This is a genomic window from Mycobacterium sp. IDUB_1, assembly GCF_055419625.1.
Genome location: NZ_JBVAYA010000003.1, coordinates 237169 through 255743 on the forward strand (window position 1 = coordinate 237169; position 18575 = coordinate 255743).

The 18575-nt window shown below is 66.1% G+C and carries 14 protein-coding genes; 6 read left to right on the plus strand and 8 right to left on the minus strand.

The genetic code is table 11. From position 1 onward, the window contains the following. The first annotated feature begins 123 nt into the window (after window positions 1-123). Genes ACZYYX_RS18405 through ACZYYX_RS18415 form a run of 3 tightly spaced genes read left to right on the plus strand, consistent with a single transcriptional unit; the run spans window position 124 to window position 4566 of the window. Entirely contained in the window at window positions 124-1629 is a 1506-nt protein-coding gene (locus ACZYYX_RS18405; protein WP_463816030.1) for a cell envelope integrity TolA family protein, read from the plus strand. A 56-nt stretch (window positions 1630-1685) separates the two neighbouring features. Beyond that, window positions 1686-3170, plus strand: a complete 1485-nt coding sequence (locus ACZYYX_RS18410) for a flavin-containing monooxygenase (protein ID WP_463816031.1) — start codon at window positions 1686-1688, stop codon at window positions 3168-3170. A gap of 25 nt (window positions 3171-3195) precedes the next feature. Beyond that, window positions 3196-4566 (plus strand): cytochrome P450, encoded by a 1371-nt coding sequence (locus tag ACZYYX_RS18415; RefSeq protein WP_463816032.1) that lies wholly within the window; start codon window positions 3196-3198, stop codon window positions 4564-4566. Here the strand turns inward: ACZYYX_RS18415 and ACZYYX_RS18420 are convergent. The 5 genes from ACZYYX_RS18420 to ACZYYX_RS18440 form a co-directional block, all read right to left on the minus strand. Continuing rightward, entirely contained in the window at window positions 4563-5387 is an 825-nt protein-coding gene (locus ACZYYX_RS18420; RefSeq protein ID WP_463816033.1) for a class I SAM-dependent methyltransferase, read from the minus strand. The two genes, ACZYYX_RS18415 and ACZYYX_RS18420, sit on opposite strands and share 4 nt — an antisense overlap. A 27-nt stretch (window positions 5388-5414) precedes the next feature. Next, the gene (locus ACZYYX_RS18425) at window positions 5415-6578 is read right to left on the minus strand and encodes a PE-PPE domain-containing protein (protein ID WP_463816034.1); all 1164 of its coding nucleotides are present in this window, start codon (window positions 6576-6578) and stop codon (window positions 5415-5417) included. A gap of 234 nt (window positions 6579-6812) precedes the next feature. After that, window positions 6813-7475 carry a cutinase family protein gene (locus tag ACZYYX_RS18430; RefSeq protein WP_463816035.1) on the minus strand — a complete coding sequence of 221 codons (663 nt, stop codon included), beginning with the start codon at window positions 7473-7475 and terminating at the stop codon, window positions 6813-6815. Window positions 7476-7534: 59 nt separating this feature from the next. Beyond that, a complete protein-coding gene (locus ACZYYX_RS18435; protein WP_463816036.1) occupies window positions 7535-9016 on the minus strand; it encodes a flavin-containing monooxygenase in 1482 nt (493 codons plus the stop codon). 205 nt (window positions 9017-9221) lie between these two features. After that, the gene (locus ACZYYX_RS18440) at window positions 9222-10289 is read right to left on the minus strand and encodes a PE-PPE domain-containing protein (protein ID WP_463816037.1); all 1068 of its coding nucleotides are present in this window, start codon (window positions 10287-10289) and stop codon (window positions 9222-9224) included. Here ACZYYX_RS18440 and ACZYYX_RS18445 point away from each other — a divergent pair. The 3 genes from ACZYYX_RS18445 (at window position 10288) to ACZYYX_RS18455 (ending at window position 13638) form a co-directional block, all read left to right on the plus strand. Beyond that, a complete protein-coding gene (locus ACZYYX_RS18445) occupies window positions 10288-10473 on the plus strand; it encodes a hypothetical protein (RefSeq protein WP_463816038.1) in 186 nt (61 codons plus the stop codon). The genes ACZYYX_RS18440 and ACZYYX_RS18445 overlap by 2 nt on opposite strands. Window positions 10474-11431: 958 nt before the next feature. Continuing rightward, on the plus strand, window positions 11432-12763 hold the full coding sequence (locus tag ACZYYX_RS18450) for a PE-PPE domain-containing protein (protein ID WP_463816039.1): 1332 nt from the start codon (window positions 11432-11434) through the stop codon (window positions 12761-12763). A 29-nt stretch (window positions 12764-12792) separates the two neighbouring features. Then, window positions 12793-13638: an SDR family NAD(P)-dependent oxidoreductase gene (locus tag ACZYYX_RS18455; RefSeq protein ID WP_463816040.1), complete on the plus strand. Its 846-nt coding sequence runs from the start codon at window positions 12793-12795 to the stop codon at window positions 13636-13638. Here the strand turns inward: ACZYYX_RS18455 and ACZYYX_RS18460 are convergent. From ACZYYX_RS18460 to ACZYYX_RS18470, 3 genes are all read right to left on the minus strand, one after another. Next, a complete protein-coding gene (locus ACZYYX_RS18460; protein WP_463816504.1) occupies window positions 13621-14799 on the minus strand; it encodes an alkane 1-monooxygenase in 1179 nt (392 codons plus the stop codon). The genes ACZYYX_RS18455 and ACZYYX_RS18460 overlap by 18 nt on opposite strands. Window positions 14800-14966: 167 nt before the next feature. Then, on the minus strand, window positions 14967-16571 hold the full coding sequence (locus ACZYYX_RS18465; protein WP_463816041.1) for a peroxidase family protein: 1605 nt from the start codon (window positions 16569-16571) through the stop codon (window positions 14967-14969). 40 nt (window positions 16572-16611) lie between these two features. Next, on the minus strand, window positions 16612-18537 hold the full coding sequence (locus ACZYYX_RS18470) for a vWA domain-containing protein (protein ID WP_463816042.1): 1926 nt from the start codon (window positions 18535-18537) through the stop codon (window positions 16612-16614). Window positions 18538-18575: the final 38 nt, after the last annotated feature.

Below are 18575 nucleotides of genomic sequence, written 5' to 3' on the forward strand. Positions count from 1 at the left end.
TGTGACGGCGCAGCAATTCTCCAATAGCTGGACACCTGCATCACACTTCTGTACTGTCATCGTGATCTCGTCGTGACCCGTTACGCGAGACCCCCGAGCACGTCCGACGAGAGGGATGCACAGATGCAATCAGCGTTGCGGCCGTACGTCACGACAGGCGTAGCGCTTGTCGGGGCCACGTTGATCGCGGCGGGGTCGGTACTGCCGGTCGAGGCCGCAGTGAGCGCCGCCCAGGAACGGACCATCACATCGATGGACGTCGACCTGGTTGCGGCGAGCACCGGCCTGAAGCCGGGACAGTCCTACGCCAACATCATTCCCAATCTCTTCAACGCGGTGCTGAGCATCCCGCAGGCCGAGATCGACGGCATCAACCGTTTCTCGGCCGCGATGGAAGAGAGCAAGAGCTGGTGGGTCTACAGCGACGTCAATGTCCTCGGGTGGGATCCGCCGAACGAGGAAATGACCAAGGGCTTCGTGGACATGCTCCTGCCCTTCAAGCCGTACTCGGAGCAGGCGGGCATCGCGACGTTCTACTTCCTCGCCGCGAACCTGCCGATGGACGCGGGCTGCTCCGGCTTCCCGCCGTGCCCCGACCCGGGCAGCATTCTGAGCCACATGTTCACGGTGGCGCCGTGGGAGTTCTACCTCGGCAACGGCTACACGTTCCCCGAGGTGATCAATCCGATCAGCGCCAACGAGACCTACTGGGGCCAAGAGCTCGGCGAGACCGGCTTGCCCACCAACTGGTCAGGCGAGACCGTCAAACTCGATCCCAACGCCGGCTGGAATGCGACCTGGGATTACCTGCTCAATGATCCCGAGGCGGTTGACTTCCCCTCCGGTAAGGAGATCTGGGACACCACGGTCCGCCTGACGTCGGCGCTGTGGAAGAGCTGGTACCCCTTCGTGCCGCAGAGCACGCTGTGGAACCCGCAGATGTCGCTGTCGGCCTACGTCCTGCGCCCCTTCGCGAAGGTGCTCTGCCCGGATTGCAACAAGGCAGACCCGTTCATGCCGGTGGACTGGAAGCCGGGCGACGACATCCCGCCGAACAGCTACGTGCCGCCGAAGTTCAAGAAGAACTACGACGAGAACGGCCACTGGATCGGGCAACTGCCTGACGAGACGTCGACGGCGACCACGCTTCTGGCAGCCAAGACCACGCCCGAGGTCGAGGAGCCCGCCAAGGACACCTCCACTGACGCGGTCAAGCCGGCCAAGAAGAACGACTTCCTGGCCACCGCGATCCAAAACCTGACCGACAAGTTCAACCAGGGCAAGGTTGCGGACGCCGACAAGGGCGAGGCCGGCGAAAAGGGTGACGACAAGGGCGCGGTCACGCAGACCCCCGCCCCCGAGGTCACTCCCGTCGTCGACAAGACCGACGACGGCAAGGCCTCGGACGACACCGCCAAGCCCACCAAGAAATGGTCGTTCGGCAAGGACCGCAAGGCCGGCGCTGACGCGCAAGCCGATGCGCCGAAAGCCGATGCCGCAGGTGCGAATTCGTCGGACGACGCGAAGCCTGCCAAGAAGGCGCCGAAGTTCGGCAAGCGGGATGCCGGCGGTAACGGTTCGGGCGCCAAGGCCGGTGCGGACAAGTCCGATGGCGGTGACAGCAAGTAGGAGCGGGCTGCGGTCGCCCGTACGAACGCTCCTGTGAAAACCCGTAGTATCGCCACGTGAGTACCGAGCAATACGACGCTGTCATCGTCGGTGCGGGATTCGGCGGAATGGGCGCCGCGATCCAGCTCAACAGGCTGGGGTACCGCCGGATCGTCATCCTCGACCGGGAGGACGATCTCGGCGGTACCTGGCATGTCAACCGCTATCCGGGCCTGACGGTCGATGTTCCGTCCACGACGTATTCGTACTGGTTCGAACCCAACCCGTACTGGTCGCGGCTCTACGCTCCCGGCGCTGAGCTCAAGACCTACGCCGACCACGTCGCCGACAAGTACGACCTGCGGCGCTACATGCGCTTCAACACCACCGTCGACGGTGCCCGCTGGGACGAGGAGTCGCAGACCTGGCAGGTGTCCCTGCAGGGCGGGGAGACGCTGCGTGCGCAGTTCCTCATCCTGGCCACCGGTTACCTGAGCCAGCCGAAGAAGCCCGACATCCCCGGTATCGAGGACTTCGCCGGGACGGTGCTGCATGCCCAGGAGTGGAACGACGAGTACTCGCTGCGAGGCAAGAAGGCGGCGATCATCGGGACCGGGTCGACCGGCGTCCAGCTGATCCCCAAGCTCGCCGAGGACGTCGCCGAGCTGACCGTGTACCAGCGCACCCCGATCTGGGTGATGCCGAAGTTCGACCTCACCTTCGGCCCCACCGCGCAGCGGATTTTCGCGAGATTCCCTGCAGCACAACGGGTTCTGCGGATGTCCAGCGACCTGTTCATGGACCTCATGGTGACCATCGCGATGTGGAAGTTCCGGCAGTTCCGGCCGGTGAACAGCGCGGCGGCGGCCATCGGGGCCCTGCACCGCTTCCTGTCGATCCGGGACAGGGAGCTGCGGCGCAAGCTCACCCCGAACTACGACTTCGGCTGCAAACGTCCGACGCTGTCGAACGTGTACTACCGAGCGCTGAACAAGACGCACGTGCACCTCGAGACCGCGGGCATCGAGCGCATCGACCCCGACGGCATCGTCACCAGCGACGGAGTCAAACGCACCGTCGACACCCTGGTTCTCGCCACCGGTTTCGACGTGTGGGAATCCAATCTGCCGGCGATCCCGGTGATCGGCCGGGAGGGTCGCGATCTCGGAAAGTGGTGGCGGGAGAACGGGTTCCAGGCCTACGAGGGCATGACGGTGCCGCTGTTCCCCAACATGATCAACCAGGCCAGCCCGTACGCCTGGGTGGGCATGTCGTGGTTCGACACCGTCGAGTACCAGATGCGGCACATGAAGCGACTGTTCGGTGAACTGCAGCGCAGCGGTGGCCGGGCGTTCGAGGTCACAGAGGAAGCCAACGACCGATTCCTCGACCGCATGCTGACACTGCTCGACGATTCGGTGTTCCGGCTCGGCGACTGCACCAACTCGCGGTCATACTGGTTCAACAAGTCCGGCGAGGCGCCGCTGTTCCGGCCCACGTCCATTCGACAGGCCGTCAAGGAGCAGGAGCACTTCCCGCTCAGCGATTACCAGATAGCCTGACGCCCCCAGACAACGAGGTGACACCATGACAGCGGCAACCACAGATCCGGTCAAGCTGCCGCCGGGCCCGCCCGTACCCAGCCTGGTTCAGGGCGCGGCCGTACTCGCGGCCCGCTACGGATCGATCGCGGCGCTGGGTCGCCGGTACGGCTCCACGTTCACGCTGCGGGTGCCGGTGTTCGGCACCACGGTGGTGATCAGTGATCCCGCACTGGTCAAGGAACTGTTCAGCAGCAGTCGAGAGTTGATCGGCCGGCCGCAGAACAACCTGGGCGGCGACGTGCTCGGCCCCGGCTCGATCTTCAACCTCGAGGGTGACGAGCTGCTCGCCCGGCGCAAGCTTCTGCTGCCGCCGTTCAACGGCAAGAACATGCGCGCCTACGAGACCGTGACCGAGCAGGAGGTGCTGCGTGAGATCGGCACCTGGGCCGAGGGGGTCGAGTTCCCGACCGTCGACCCGATGATGCGCATCACGCTCAACACGATCCTGCGTACCGTGTTCGGCGCCGAGGGAGCCGAACTCGACGAGATGCGTGAGCTGATGCCCAAGGCCGTCGAGTTCGGGTCGAAGATCGCGCTGATGCCGTCGATCGTGCGCAAGGACATGGGGCCCTGGAGCCCGGGCGGGAAGTTCGCCGGCTACCGGCGCCGAATGGACGAGTTGCTGAAATCCGTGATGAGCCAGGCTCGTTCGGATCCGGATTTCGCCGACCGCGGCGACGTGCTGTCGCTGCTACTGCAGGCCCGCTACGACGACGGCTCACCGCTTCCCGACAGCTACATCGTCGACGAACTGCTCACCATGTTGGTGGCCGGTCACGAGACCACCTCGACGCAGCTGGCGTGGACCATCGAGCGCATTCGTCGCCATCCTGATCTGCTGGTACGGCTGACCGACGAGGTCGACGCGGGTGGCAACGAATTGCTGTTGGCCACCATCGCCGAGTCCCAGCGCACCCGCCCGGTGCTGACCGCCGCGCTGCGCCGGGCTCGCACCCGGATTCAGCTGGGCGAGTGGGTCATTCCCGAGGGTGCCACCATCCTGGCGAGCACCCAGCTCGCGATGGCCGCGGAGAGCAGCTTCCCCGACGCCGACCGCTTCGACCCGGACCGCTTCGTCGGCAAGCCGCCCAACCCGTTCGCGTGGATCCCCTTCGGCGGCGGCATGATGCGCTGCATCGGAGCCTCGTTCGCGACGATGGAGATGGAGGTCACGCTGCGCACCATCCTGCGTGAGTTCCGTATCGAGCCGACCAGCGCACCCGACGAGAAGCCGCACAGCCGGGGTGTCACCGTCACTCCGGCGCAGGGCGGCCGCGTGGTCGTGCACCGCCGTACACCGGCGGGACCGCGCGCCGCGGATTCGGTCTCGGCGGGCAACGGCGAGGCCCGCTAGAACCGGTAGGACAGCACTCGCGCCTTGCGGGCGATCGACGGGATGCGGTGGGACAGCCGCGCCGCCAGCCGCAGTCCGCGAGGGAACGCCGCGGCTTCGGGCCGCTGCATCACGCTCTGTTCTCGACGCAGGGTCAGCGCGGCCCAGGACTCCGGCCGGCGGGCATCGGCGAATCCGGGGAAGTTCCACTGGTTGTGGGGCGAGTTCGTCTTGCGTGAGGTCGCCAGTCGGCCCAGCAGCCGGTTGGCCCGGCTCACCGGCCCGTAGTCGTTGAACGCGAGCACACCCGTGCCGAAATGTGTTGTCACGTCGGAGAGCAACGCCTGCACTTCGGCTTCGCCGAGGAATGCGATCAACCCGTCGGCGAACACCATGGCGGGCCGGTCGGCCGGAATCTGCTCGGCCCAGCCCCGCGCGGTCAGATCTGCGGGGACGGGATGGTCGGCCGGGTGGGCCGGAAGTACAGCGGCGCGCAGCGTCAACACGGCGGGCCGGTCGACGCTGTACCAGTCGACACCAGGAGTGGGGTCGACCCGGTGCACTGCCGAGGACAGGCCGGCCCCCAGATCGACCACGACGGCGTCGGGGTGCTCGGACAGGAACGCGCTGATGATCTCGTCGATCATCTTGGCGCGCAGCGCCACCAGTGGCACCACGCTGGGCGTGGCGGCCAAGGTGGTGAAGTCGTAGTCGATGGCGCCGACGGTCTCGGTGGCCCACGGGTCTTTCAGGATCGGCCGGGCCGTGCGCTGGTCGAGGGCGCGGCAGTATTCGGTCAGCAGGGCGGTCTGTTCGAGCGGTGCGAGGTGGCTGACGTCCATGACATCAGCCAAGCACAGCGGGTGTCCTCACTCCTGTCCGGATGCGCTGTCCCCGCCTGCTGCTGTGTCCGACGACGCGTTCGACGAGCGGGTGTGTCGCTCGAAGAGCCGCGCGAAGGGCCGTTTGCGTGTGGCCGCGCGATCGGCGGCGTTCTTCTTCGTGGTCGACTCCTGCGCCGCGTCCGTGTCGGGCGTCGTGGCCGTGGCGTCGACGTCGGCCACTGCCGGCTCGTCCTCGATGACGGGTGCCTTCACCACGTTCACCGCGGCGTCCACCGCCGCGTCGGCAGCCACCTCGGCCGCGCGCGCCTTCCGCGCGTCTCGCGCTGTGGCCAGCGCGCTCGCCAGCGGGGTCGCTGCTCGCGTCTGCGGCTGCGGTTCGGGCTCGGGGTTCGGCGGCACGATCGGGGGGAGCAGGTCCGGGGGCCAACCGGGGGATTCCGGCAGATACGAGCGGTCGTAACCCTTTTCGATCTTCGCCTTCAGCGGACCATTGAGTTCGTCAGCGAGCTTGTCGAGGCCCATCTTGCGCAACGGGTCGAGCAGTGGGATGTTCTCCGTCGGAACGAAGACATAGATCGTGTTGCCCTCTTTCCAGACGTAATTGGCCGGATCGTAGATGTCGATGTCGTCGTAGTTGACATGGATGTTGGTCAGCCCCGCGTTCGCGTTCAGGAACGCCAACAGGTTCATCGGGTTGTCCGGCCAGTCCGAGGCCCGGTCGTACTGCTGTGTCACGTCGATGATGCCGTAGTCGGTGGCCGGCGTGACCGAGCCGAGCCGCCTGTGCGTTCCGCCGTACTTGCGGTCGGGATTGCCGATGAGGACGAAGCTCAGCTGTGCCGGGGTTGGCACCCCTTCGGTCCCGGCGCGGTCCTCGAGCCATTGACCGATCACGCGCGCGCCCTGGCTGTATCCGAACACCACCATCGGCTGGGTGAAGTCGGTGGCCGCAAGAGCAGCCTGCAGGTCGTCTGACCCGGTGTACCGGTCGAGGTACGGATAGGCCACCGGGTTGCACGTACGCGTTCCGGTGCACATGATGCCGTCGTGGTCGTCGCTGTTGTGTCCCGGATACAACGCCAGGGTCACCACTTTGAGTTGATCGGGCACGGCGGCGGCCGCCTCGGGTGCCGCGATCAGGCTGGGCATGCCGAGTGTCGCCGGGAGCACCACAGCAGCTGCGACCACCGCGACCCAACGGTGTGTCGAACGCTTAGCTGACCTTGTGCTGAAACGCATGTGCCCTCCCCGGCGCTGCAATTTGCTGCGTAGCACACACCCTACGCGCCGCACAGCCGGTAATAGGGATCTTCAGCTGTGAGTTTACGGAATCGACCCGACCGTCAGATATGACTTGTCAGCGATTGCCGACCGAAACAGGTTTGGGAATGCTCCCAGGTGGGTGGCGAGTTTGCTCGCGACTCAGAGTTTGCCGGCGACGAAGTCGGCCGCCTGCGCGACCATCCCGTTGTCCACGTAGGCGAAATGCGCCGGCAGGCTCAACCCCTTGGAACAGAACAGATCGTCGAGGGCGCACATGTCGATGCTGCGCGGGCCGTACGTGCTGCTCATGGCGGGCAGGGGGCCGCCGCCCTTGACATCGCGCAGCGGATTGCCGAACACTGCGATGGCGGCGATGTGGTCGGAGAGATGCGCGGGCAGCGGGGTCGGCGTGTAGTGGCCCAGAGGTTGCGGGTCCACGGTGATGAGATCGATGACGCCCGCACCCTGGGACATGCCGCCGAGCACCAGCCTGGTCGATGGGCAGTTGTCGGCCATCCACTGCACGCGGGCGGTGGCATCCGCGGCACCGGCGGGGGCTGATTCGTCGAAGTCGAAGCCCGCCGGATAGTTGACAGCGTAGGCGCCCACGGACCGACCGCCGACTTTGGACCGCAGCTGGTCGACGAAGGCGTCGCCGACGAACCCGAGGCCGGGGTCGGCGCCGGTGCCCCGCGCGAAGATCACTTCGATGTCTGGGCAGGGCTGCGCCTGCGCCGCCGGGGCGCCGGCAAGCCCCGTCAGCAGCGCCATCGGCGCCAGAATCACCGCTGCGAGAACACTCTTGGCACGCCGCACATTCATGTAGCCATGCTAGCCACCAGGTTCACAGGAACCGGGAAAAGCTGGCCTGACCTGCGGCGTCAGCTGAAGGCGTAGTGACTGAGCGGGAAACTTTCGTTCTCGCGGTTGGTTTCGTTCGTCGATGCCGGCCGCACCAGCGTCTCCCCACTGGGGCTGAAGTAGTACGACCGCGACCGTGCGCAGTCACCCTGCCGGAAGACCGTCTTGCCCAACTTCGCCGCCATCCGTTCCCGGAAGGCGACATTGGCCTCCTCGGTGACCTCGAAGACCTGTGCGCGCCGGCGTTGCAGTTCACCGAACAGCCGGTGCATGTGCCGCATCTGGTACTCCATGGTGTTGAAGTACGACAGACCGCTGGAGGCATACGGCCCGGCCAGCATGAAGAGGTTGGGGAACGCGGGCACCGTCACTCCCTGATAGGACTGGAAGCCGTTGTCGCGCCACCACTTCCCGAGGTTGCGGGCGTCGCGGCCGATCAATTCGATGGCCGGGATGTTGGCTTCCCAGATGTCGAAGCCGGTGCACAGCACCAGCGTGTCGATGGTCGCCTTCGTGCCGTCGTTGGCCACGATCCCGTCGGACACGATGCGTTCGATGCCGGCGGTCTGTAGGTGCACATGCGGTTTGGCGAGCGTGCGGTAGTAGGAGTTCGAATAGGTGGGGCGCTTGCAGCCGAAGTCGTAGTCGGGGGTCAACTTCGCCCGTAGGCCCTTGTCCCGGATCGACATGAACCGATGGAATTGCGACAGGTAGGACGCGAACACGTTGAGCTGCCGGAAATACTTGTAGTTGATGACCGACAGGATCATCATCACCTCGAGGTTGGCATCCGTGGTCAAGCGGAACAGGCGCTGCAGCAGGGGGATACGGGCAAACAGTCGACGGACGACCGGTGGGATCGCGAAGTCCATCTTCGGAACCACGTGGATCGGCGTGCGTTGATACACCGTCACCTCCGCCGCGGTCTTCGACAGCTCGGGGATCAGCTGCACCGCCGTCGCGCCGGTACCGATCAGGCCGATCCGCTCACCGGCGGGGGAGTAGTCGTCGTCCCAGTCCATGCTGTGGATGATGCGACCGGTGAAGTCCTCGATGCCAGGGATGTCAGGATTGCGGGGCTGCGACAGGTACCCGGTCGCGGCGACCAGGAACCGTCCGGTCAGGGTCTCCCCGTCGGACAGTGCGACCTGCCAGAACTGGTTCTCTTCGTCCCACCGCGCACCGTCGACCGACGCGTTGAACCGCATGTGCTTGCGCACGTCGTACTTGTCGGCGACGTGGTCGGCGTACTCCTTGAGTTCCGAGCCCGGGGCGTAGAGCCGGGACCACCGCGGGTTGGGCTCGAACCAGTAGGAGTAGGTCGGCGACGGGATGTCGACGGCCAACCCGGGGTAGTGGTTGACGTGCCACGTGCCGCCCAGGTCGTCCTCGCGATCGACGATCAGGATGTCGTCGTAACCCATCTTCTTGAGCTGGATCGCGGCACCCATTCCGCCGAATCCGGCGCCCACGACGATCGCGTCGTACTGCGGGGAATCCATGGAGATCAACGCTACCTCACAGCAAATAGGTCATCGGCCACAGCAGTTTAGGCCGTCGCCGGGCGGCGCGCTGGCCGTCACACCGCTCCGCAGACACACTGTGCTGTTGACACACTGCTGCAGACACCACGAAGCCCCGACCAGTCGGACGGGGCTTCGGGCGGGTGTCTGAAAGCTTCAGGCAGCCTCGAGTTCCGGGGAGGGCTTACTCCGAGGAGCCGGAGGACTCAGACGACCCTGGTCCATCGGACGACGCATCGTCCGTCGCAGCCTGCTGGCGGGCTGCCTTTCGTGCTTCACGCTTGGCGGCCGCCTCCGCCTTGGCCGTGGCCCTGGCCTCGGCGCGAGCCGCCTTCGCCTCGGCCCGCTGGGCCTTGGCCTCTGCCCGGGCCTCGGCCCGTGCGTCGCGACGATCCTGAGCCGTCACCTTCGGTTCCGGCTGGGCCTGTCCGGCAGAGGCTTCCTCACCGGTCGTGCTGCCGGAATCCGACGACTCTGCGGCAGCCGTGACTTCGGGTGCGGTGAGCGCGGCCGCCTTGACTGCGGGGGCGGCATCGTAGCGGCTGTAGCCCTTTTGGATCTTCGCCTTGAGTTCGGCCTCCTTGGGCTTGAGCCACGGCATCAGCTGCACCAGCGGCAGCGTGGTGGTGGGCACCAGGTAGTGCTCGGTGACACCGCCCTGGGCGTTGACCGTCTTCTCGTAGTACATCGTCCCCTTGAGCGCTTCCAGCTCTGCCATCGAGGTCGTGTACATGACGGGAACGTGCACGACGATCGAGCCGGCCATCGCGTTGGCCATCGCCAGGAAGTTCCACGGGCGGTCGGGCATGTCGGCCATGCCGTCGTACTCACCGGTGATCACGACGACGTTGAACGGCGTGACGGGCGGCGGCTGGTAGGTGTAGTCGTACTTCGAGCTGTACTTGGCGTCCTTGATCAGTTCCTGGCGGCTGGAGTCCTCGACGACGATGAACGTCACCTTCGAGGGATCGGGCATGGTGCCCTCTTCCATCCATTGGCGCATCACCTCGTTGACGACGAGCGAGCCGGCCGACAGTCCGACGACCGTGACCTTGTCGCCGGGAGCCTGGAGATTGCCGACGGCGGTGTCGATCGCTGCGTCCAGGTTCGGGATGCCGATGCGAATCGACGCGCCGAGTGTCATGTCACCCTTGCCCGAGTACGGACCGGCCTCGGCCGGCCACGTGACCGACGTTCGAACGTCGTTTTTGAACGCGCCTTCGAGCAGCGGCTTCATCAACGTGTCATCCATGGACTTGATCTTGATACCGCCGATGATCACCGCAGTGCTCACGGCACTGGCTCCCGTTGCGGTGGTCAGCGCTATCGCGATTGAGGCAAAAGCGGTGCCACAGGCAACACCGGCTTTGCGAATGGTGTTCTTCATGACATCTCCCCGAATTGAAACGATTGTCGACTCGCCGTTCTCGGCGTGACAAGAGCATATTGCGCGTCCGTCAACAAGTTCGTAGCAAAAACGCGACATTCCACTTTTTTGCAATAAAGGCAAAGTGCGTATCTATTGCTGTTACCTATACTTTATAGGTTCTCTACATTAGTAGAGAATTTCACCTGGCGATCTCAGTGACAAGCCACGGTCCGCCGAGATCCGATGTTGATATGACTCTGTACTGGACACTCTCTGGGCGCACAGGTGTACTCCTGTTCTATCAGCTAATCTTACATGCGTGTTATTAAGTGTTTCTCTGTATTCGTAGAGTTTGTCGCTGAGATGTTGCTGACACCCAAGTGGCTAAAAAAAATTTTTGGTCTGTACCATCACCCACAGCACACCCGGAAGCCGAGGTGGCCAGCCAGTGAACATTGCGTGCTCGCGGAGGCGCACCTTTGGGGTTACCGATACGCCCACGGATGAACCATCTGACTTTCGAGTAAGAACTTGAGGACCCAGAGCAAACCCAAGTGACACGCTCTGCCAGCTAGCAACGAGTCGCGCGATTGCCGGCCATCCCGCCACCGGCCTTCCGCGTGCGCCGCCGGCACGTCGGCGATCTGCCGAAGATGTTGTCCACCAATTATTTTGACCCACCTACAGCCGTGGTCCAGAGGCGCCATTGACGGCTGCGTTACCGCGCCGCCCTCGGGCAGACGGTGAGACCTGGATAGCCACGATCGCCCAATATGCAGCCAGTGGCCAGATTTCACTTCCCGTGAGTTTGCTATGTAGGCACGCGAAAAGTACTTGCATACGGTAACGTCCGCGGCGGTCGACGCGCTGACCCCGTCAGCGCAGAAGCACAGTCGTGGCCCTCAGGCAATGGTCACGCAACGCTGGCGCTCCCGTCGCTCGACCACTCGGCTCCACCTCTTTACCCCGGTTACTTGTCCCGTCATCTGACGACCGCACGGTCGTCACTTCGGAAGGAATATGGCGTGAAACGAACGACCAAGGCAGTGGTGACCGCAGCGGCATTGCCGATCGCGGCGACCCTCCCACTGACGTTCGGTGGCGGGACGATGCCCGCCGCGGCTGCCGCCGCAGCCACGTCGACAGCCTCGTCGTTGATCCCGCCGGGGCCTGCCACGGTGCTGCATCACGGTCCGACGCCCTGGGACATGGCCGACAATCTCGGGGGAGTGCTCTGTGATGCCCCCAAGGTGTGCCGTGAGGTCCCCTACGACTGGATTCAGCCCTACGGCCCGATCGAGTTCGGTGTCACCGAGAACGTCAATCGTCTCGACCGGGCGATTCACGACGTCGGTACCGATCCCAAGATCGTGTACGCCTACAGCGGCGGCGCCCGCATCGCATCGGTGTGGTTGAAGGATCACGCCGACGACAAAGACGCCCCGACGCCCGACCAGCTCTCGTTCGTGCTGCTCGGCAACGGCGGACGCAAGTACGGCGGGGTGAATGGCTGGTTCTGGGGTGATCTGCTGCGGACACCGACGAACACGCAGTACGACATCGTCGACGTCGCCGCCGAATACGATCCGATCGCCGACTTCCCGACGAACCCGTTCAATCTGCTCGCAGTCGCCAACGGCGTCGCCGCGTTCGTCTATGTGCACTTGCGTTATGACGAGGTCGATCTGGACAACCCGGACAACATCGTCTGGAAAGAAGGCAAGACGACCTACGTCTACGCACCGACCGAGCATCTCCCGCTGCTGCAGGGCTTCTACGACATGGGATTGGGTTCATTGGTCGCCGACATCGAGCCGAAGTTGCGGGCGATCGTCGACAGCGCGTACAACCGAACCTGGTTGGAGGGCAAGCCCACTCAGGGTGAACTGGCGGCGGGTGCGACCGATACCGTCGCCTCACCCCAGGCCCGCCCGCTGATCCGCTCAGCGGCCACCGACAACACAGACACCGCCGAGGCCGCGGAATCTGTCGTCGAACAGGCCTCGACGAAACCCGACAGCGCGCCGAGCGACCCTCCGACCGTGCACGCCCCGGATGCGGGCTCTGAGACCAGCTCTGAAGCCGCCCCGGACGTCGAGTCCACCGACGCGGCGGCCGTGAGCAGCGACACCGACGGCGCGGCAGCGCAGGGCGGCAAGCACCGCATGCCGTTGCGAGGGTTCCTGAAGGCCATGGCGGGCGAGAAGGCCGAGAAAGCCGACAAGACCGGCACAGCTGACAAGACGGACAAGGCCGACAAGACGGAGAAGACCGACAAGACCGACAAGACCGAGAAGGCAGGCAAGGGCGACAAGGCATCCTCGTCCGCCGGGGGCGGCGCCGACTCGGGGAACTGACGCAGCGGCCGACCGCTATCCTTCCGAAGGTGGCATCACAGGGTCTGGCGGGCAAGGTCGCTTTCATCACCGGCGGTGCGTCGGGAATCGGGGCCGCCCTCTCGGAAGCCCTGGCCGCCGAAGGTGCCCACGTGTGGATCGCCGATCGTCAGGTCGAGGCGGCTGAGAACCTCGCGCGGCGCCTGCGCGGCTCCGGGGCCACCGCTCACGCGCTGGCCCTCGACGTCCGCGACCCAGCCGCATTCGAGGCCGCCGTCGACGAGACCGTACGAACCAGCGGCCGTCTCGATTTCCTGTTCAACAACGCCGGTATCGGCATCGGCGGTGAGGTCGACGCGCTCACGTTGGACGACTGGACCGACATCATCGACGTCAACCTGCGCGGCGTCGTCCACGGTGTGCAGGCCGCCTACCCGAGGATGATCGCCCAGGGCAGCGGCCACATCGTGAACACGGCATCGATGGCGGGCCTCATCACCACCTCGGCCCAGGCCGGTTACTCGGCCACCAAGCACGCCGTCGTCGCGCTGTCGAAGACCTTGAGGGTGGAGGCAGCGGCGCACGGTGTCCAGGTGTCGGTGCTGTGCCCGGGGGTGGTGCGGACGCCGATCCTCTCCGGCGGCGAGTACGGCCGCAACCGCACCCTGAGCCGGGAGAGCCTGATCAAGCTCGGCGAGGCGTTGCGCCCCATCGAACCGGATCAGTTCGCCTCCCAGGCCTTGCGCGGCGTACGGCGCAATCAGGCGATCATCGTCGTGCCGCGATGGTGGAAGGCCCTGTGGTACCTGGAGCGTCTGTCGCCCACGCTGTCCATGAAGACAGCGGCGATGGCCCTCAAGCGCACTCGCGAGGTGGCCTCAGGCCCCCCGCAGTAGCCGTTGCTCGTGACGCGGCCGCAACGCGGCCAGCCGGATGTCCCCGCGGTAGTGCTCCCGCACGCGACGGTCCATGACCCACCGCCACAGCGGCGGGAACAGCGCGAGGACCACCATCGACGCATAGCCGGCCGGTAGCTGGGGCGCCTCGTCGGCGTGCTTGAGCGCCTGGTAGCGGCGGTGCGGGTTGGCATGGTGATCGGAGTGCCGCTGCAGGTGGAACAGGAAGACGTTCGAGATCACCGAGTTGCTGTTCCAGCTGTGCGACGGTCGCACCGGCTCGTAGCATCCGTCGCGCCGGCGCTGGCGGCGTAGCCCGTAGTGCTCCAGATAGTTGATGGTCTCCAGCAGGAAGACGCCCAGCAGCGCCTGGCCGATCAGCCAGGGCGCCACCCCGATCCCGAACCCGGCGGTCAGCGCGCCGAACAGCGCGACCGTCATCAACCACGCGTTGAGCACGTCGTTGTGCAGCGTCCACACTTTCTGCCCGTGCCGTCGCAGCCGCCGGCTCTCCAGCGACCAGGCCGAGCGCAGGCTGCCCAGGATCGAACGCCAGTAGAAGGCGTACACGCTCTCGGCGAGGCGCGCGCTGGCCGGATCCTCCGGGGTGGCCACGCGCGCGTGGTGACCACGGTTGTGTTCGACGAAGAAGTGGCCGTAGCCCGTCTGGGCGAGCGCGACCTTGCTGAGCCAGCGCTCCGAGCGGGCCCTCTGATGGCCGAGTTCGTGGGCGGTGTTGATCGCGACACCGCCGATACCACCGACCGTCAACATCAAACCGACCTTGTCGGGCGGCGTCATCGTCACCCCGCCACCGCCGGTCCAGAACCAGCACGCCAGCACCAGCGACAGGTACTGGGCGGGCAGATACAGGTAGGTGGCCCACCGGTAGTAGCGGTCCTGTTCCAGATAGGCGAGCACACTGTCCGGCGGGTTCTCCGAATCGGCACCGACGAGGAAGTCCAGCACGGGGATGACGATCAGCATCAGGCACGGTCCCGACCACCAGAACAGCCCCGAGCCGGTCAGCAGCACAGCCCCCCACGAGGCGGGCACCAGGATCGGGATCACTATTCCGAGCAGCCAGACGTAGCGCTTGCGGTCCCGCCAGTCGCGGGGCGCAGCAGTGGGTCCGGTCTGGCCGGACTGTCGGGTCGGCATCGTGCGCTTGCTCCCCCTCATCACCGAACTGTTAGCTGATCTTCGCATCCCCATACGTCGATCGGGTAACGCCGTCATACCATTGTTGCTCGTCACTGAGCAATCAGGCGAGCGAAGCGGTGCGTGTCGAACACGTCGCCACACCCTTTCGAGCAGTTGCTCGCCGGTCAGCGCCAGCGGCGCCGGGCCAGGCTGACCCGCGGCGCGGGCGCCTCTCCGGAGATGTTGCGCAGCACCACGTCCGACAGGGTCGTCGTCGAGTCGATCACCTGGCACCCGACCTCGGAGAATGTCGCTTCACCGTACACGCCGGGGTCCAGCAATGGGTTGGTCAGCGCCTGCGAGAACGCGTCCACTGCCACCATCGCACTCATCAGTGGGGGTAGCGTGCTGCCGCGCCGGATGTCTTCGGCGAACAGCCCCACGAACAGCTCGACACGGTCCATCCCGTCGGGGCCGTAGCACGTCTTCAGCGCCTCACGCACCCGCCGATCCGAGGTCAGGTCGTCGATGCTCTGCAGCTCAGGGAAGCCACACGCTTTCCGGTAGGCGTTGTAGGGCTGCAGCGCGGTGTGCCGGCCGATCGCGATCGACTTCTCCTCGATCGCGAGCAGGCTCGGATCGGTGTTGCCGACGGCGATCGTGCTACAGGGCTGCCGCGACGCCTCGTCGAACAGCGCGGACAACCCGTGCTCGGTGACCGGGCGGGTGTCCCACCACAAGTCGGCGAAGCGCTGCCGCTGGCCGCCGACCGTGACCTCGGTGGGCACCAGGGAGTGCCACCGATACAACAGGTTGAATTCGACAGACATCCAGTTCTGCCGGTACCACCGCTCGTGCGCGCCGATACCCGGTTCGACGGACAGCGGGAACTTGATCGGCGTGATGTGGTTGATGTAGTCCTCGATGACGATGTTGAGCAGCACCACGGTCAGCGTGTTGCGGGTGGTGTCGAACACCCGGTCGTCGCTCCAACCAGGGTGCTGGTCGCTGATCAGCCCGGCGATGCGGTTGTGCTCGCGCAGGAACAGCGTGCTCATCATCACGAAGCCGTAGTGGATGTTGCCCCGCGGGATGCCGAGCGCGAAGAGCTTCGACGTCAGCGCATCGGGCACCGCGCCGCCGCGCACGGCCTTGGCGTCCGTCCCCTCGAGGTCCTTACCCCGGAAGATGATCTCCAGTTCCTCGAACTCCGGCTTCACGTGGCCGTCGGCATCGCACAGGTAGGGCGGGAACTCCCCGCCGAGGATTGTCTGGCTCTTGAGCCGGCCACCGCGGCGCTCGCGGAGCAGTTCGGTCACCGTGTCTTCCTGGCCGTAGAGCTGGCTCAGGTCGATGTCGTGTGTCGAGGTGTTCTTGGTGTCGTCTCGTGGATCCGTTCGGAGGAATCCGTCGACGAACCACTGCGCGAAGATCGGGAAGAGCAGCGTCGACTTCGGCGAGTCGGGGCATCGCGGCCCCGGGCGGGCGAACACCTGGGCCACGGTGTCCGGAGCGGGGAGGCCGGCTGCGTACGCGGGCAGCGGCGGCAGGTGCCGCTGGCTGTAGGTGCGGTCGTGCAGCGACTCCCACGAGGTCCAGTCCTGCTTGGTGCTCAACGCGCCGGGGCGGGTCTGCATCGTGTAGATCAGCGAGTTGATGAGCCAGCGGTTCACCATTGTGCCGACCCCGGGCGTCACACTGAGCGCACGCCAGAACAGCGTGAAGTGTGTGGTGGCCAGGATCCGGACACCGCGTGAGACGCCGTTCTTGCGCCAGAACCCCCCGGTCACGGACGTCAATATACGACCAGAACGCGGCTGGCGGAGGTTCTCAGCCCAGCATGGTCGCGATGGCCGACGCCAGGTCCGGGCCCGACGAGCTGGACAGGTTCTGGTAGGTGCCGCCGGTCGTCTGGGAGACGGCCTCCCAGGTCGACCGGTCGGGGTCGTCGCCGAAGTCGATCACGTTGACCGCCACCGGTTTCGCCGGGTCGAAGGCTCCGCTGATGTACTGTCGCAGCCCGTCGTCACCCAGGGACTGGTCGGTGTGCGGGCCGGCCGTGATCACGAGCACCGAATTCTTCTGTCCCTGGCGGTATTTGGCCGACGCATCGGTGTACACCAGGCGCAGCGTCGTGAAGGAAACGGCACCGCCGCCCGATGGTGTCTGCCCGTCCAGCGCCGAGGTCAGCGCAGCCGAGCGGGGCTGACCGTTCACCTGGTCCGACAGCGCTCCCAGCGCCACTTCTGACCGTCCGGCCACCCCGTCGAACGTCCACAGCCCCACCCCGGAGTCGGGCGGCAGCACCTGCAGACGCGCCTTCAGCGCGTCAGCGACGTTGCTCAGCCGCGCCTTTCCGCCTTCGTCCGTCGGCATCGACTGGTCGAGCATCACGGTGACCGTCGGGCTCTGCGCCGGGCTGGACAGGGTGTCGGCGATGGTGGCTCGCAGCGCGTTGTCGCCGAGGTCGACGGGTGTGCCGATCGGCCCGAAACTCACGACGTCGCTGGCCGGCGGCTGCTGACCCTCCACCCGGAACCCGGCTTTGGCGAAATCGGCGAGCTGGTCGGGCTTGCGCATGAAGCGGGCGAACTCACTGGCCGCCGAGATCTGGTCCTGGGCCAGCCAATCGCCGGAGAGCAACACGGTGGGGAAGTCGGCGACGGCGGTGGGACCTGTGGGCAGCCACGCGGCCAGCTTGGCCTTGGCATCGGGGGTGTCCGCTGCCTTCTGGAACAGCCGTTGCTCGGTGGTCACCACGGCGCGCACCGGCGCGGTCTCCGGATCGTCGGCGTTGACCAGCGCGTCGAGCGCCGTGCCGGCGTTCGCGTCGTCGGTCTTGGGCGCGGCGGCCATCAGAGTGCTGATCGCGCCGAGCCCGGCGCTGGGCGGAGAACCCGAGGGCGCGGCTTCGGCGGCGACCGCCTCGGCAGCCAGGTAGGACGCGTCGCTGTCCTGCCCCAGGGGGAGGGCGAGCCGCAGTCCACCCCATCCCTGCAGTCCCAGGCCGTCCAGACCGGCCGGGTCGCTCTGCAGCCGGGGCACGGTGCCCCAGTTCTGGTCCTTCAGGGCGCCCTGCAGCTGCGGCGAGGTGGCCACCACGACCGGCGAGGTGACCAGGGAGCGGCTGTCGCTGACGGTGCGCGGCCCGGTCTTGGCCTCCAGCCGGGCCTCCGACGCGGAGCTGGCGGGGATCCAGAGAGCAGGACGCTGTCCCAGGTCGGCCGGCCAGTCCCCGGACAGGCCGTTGAACACCTGATCGGAGTCGGCTGAGGTGACGTTGACCTTGACGCATTTGTCGCCGACGGGCTCAGCGGTGTCGTTGTACCGCTGAGCCAGCGCGGTGACGGGCTCGGCGATCGCCGGGTCAGCCACTACCGCGACGGCCAACTCACCCTCGACACAGCGGGCTGCGGCCGCATCAGAGCGGCTGGACAGCGCGTCGCCGAAGAACCGCCACAGGATCACGGCGCCGACGATCACCACGACGCTGATCAGAGCGACGATGACGCTGACGGAGATCTTCCTGCGACCCGGGGTGATGGCCCGGTGGCTACCGGTCCATTCGCCGTTGTCCCACCCGCCGCTGCGCTGTGTTGCATCAGGGCGCGTTCCGTCCGGGCCCTGTCCTTCGTGGCCCTGTCCTTCGTGGCGCTGTGCAGCGTCGAAGCGTTCGGTCTGCGACTCGTCGGGCGCCGGTCCCTGCCGTCTGGTGGAGTCCGAGTCGTCGGGATCGGGAAGGCTGTGTCTACCCAAGTCGTCCTGTACCTGCCTTGTCGTTGCCCTGGTCTGTC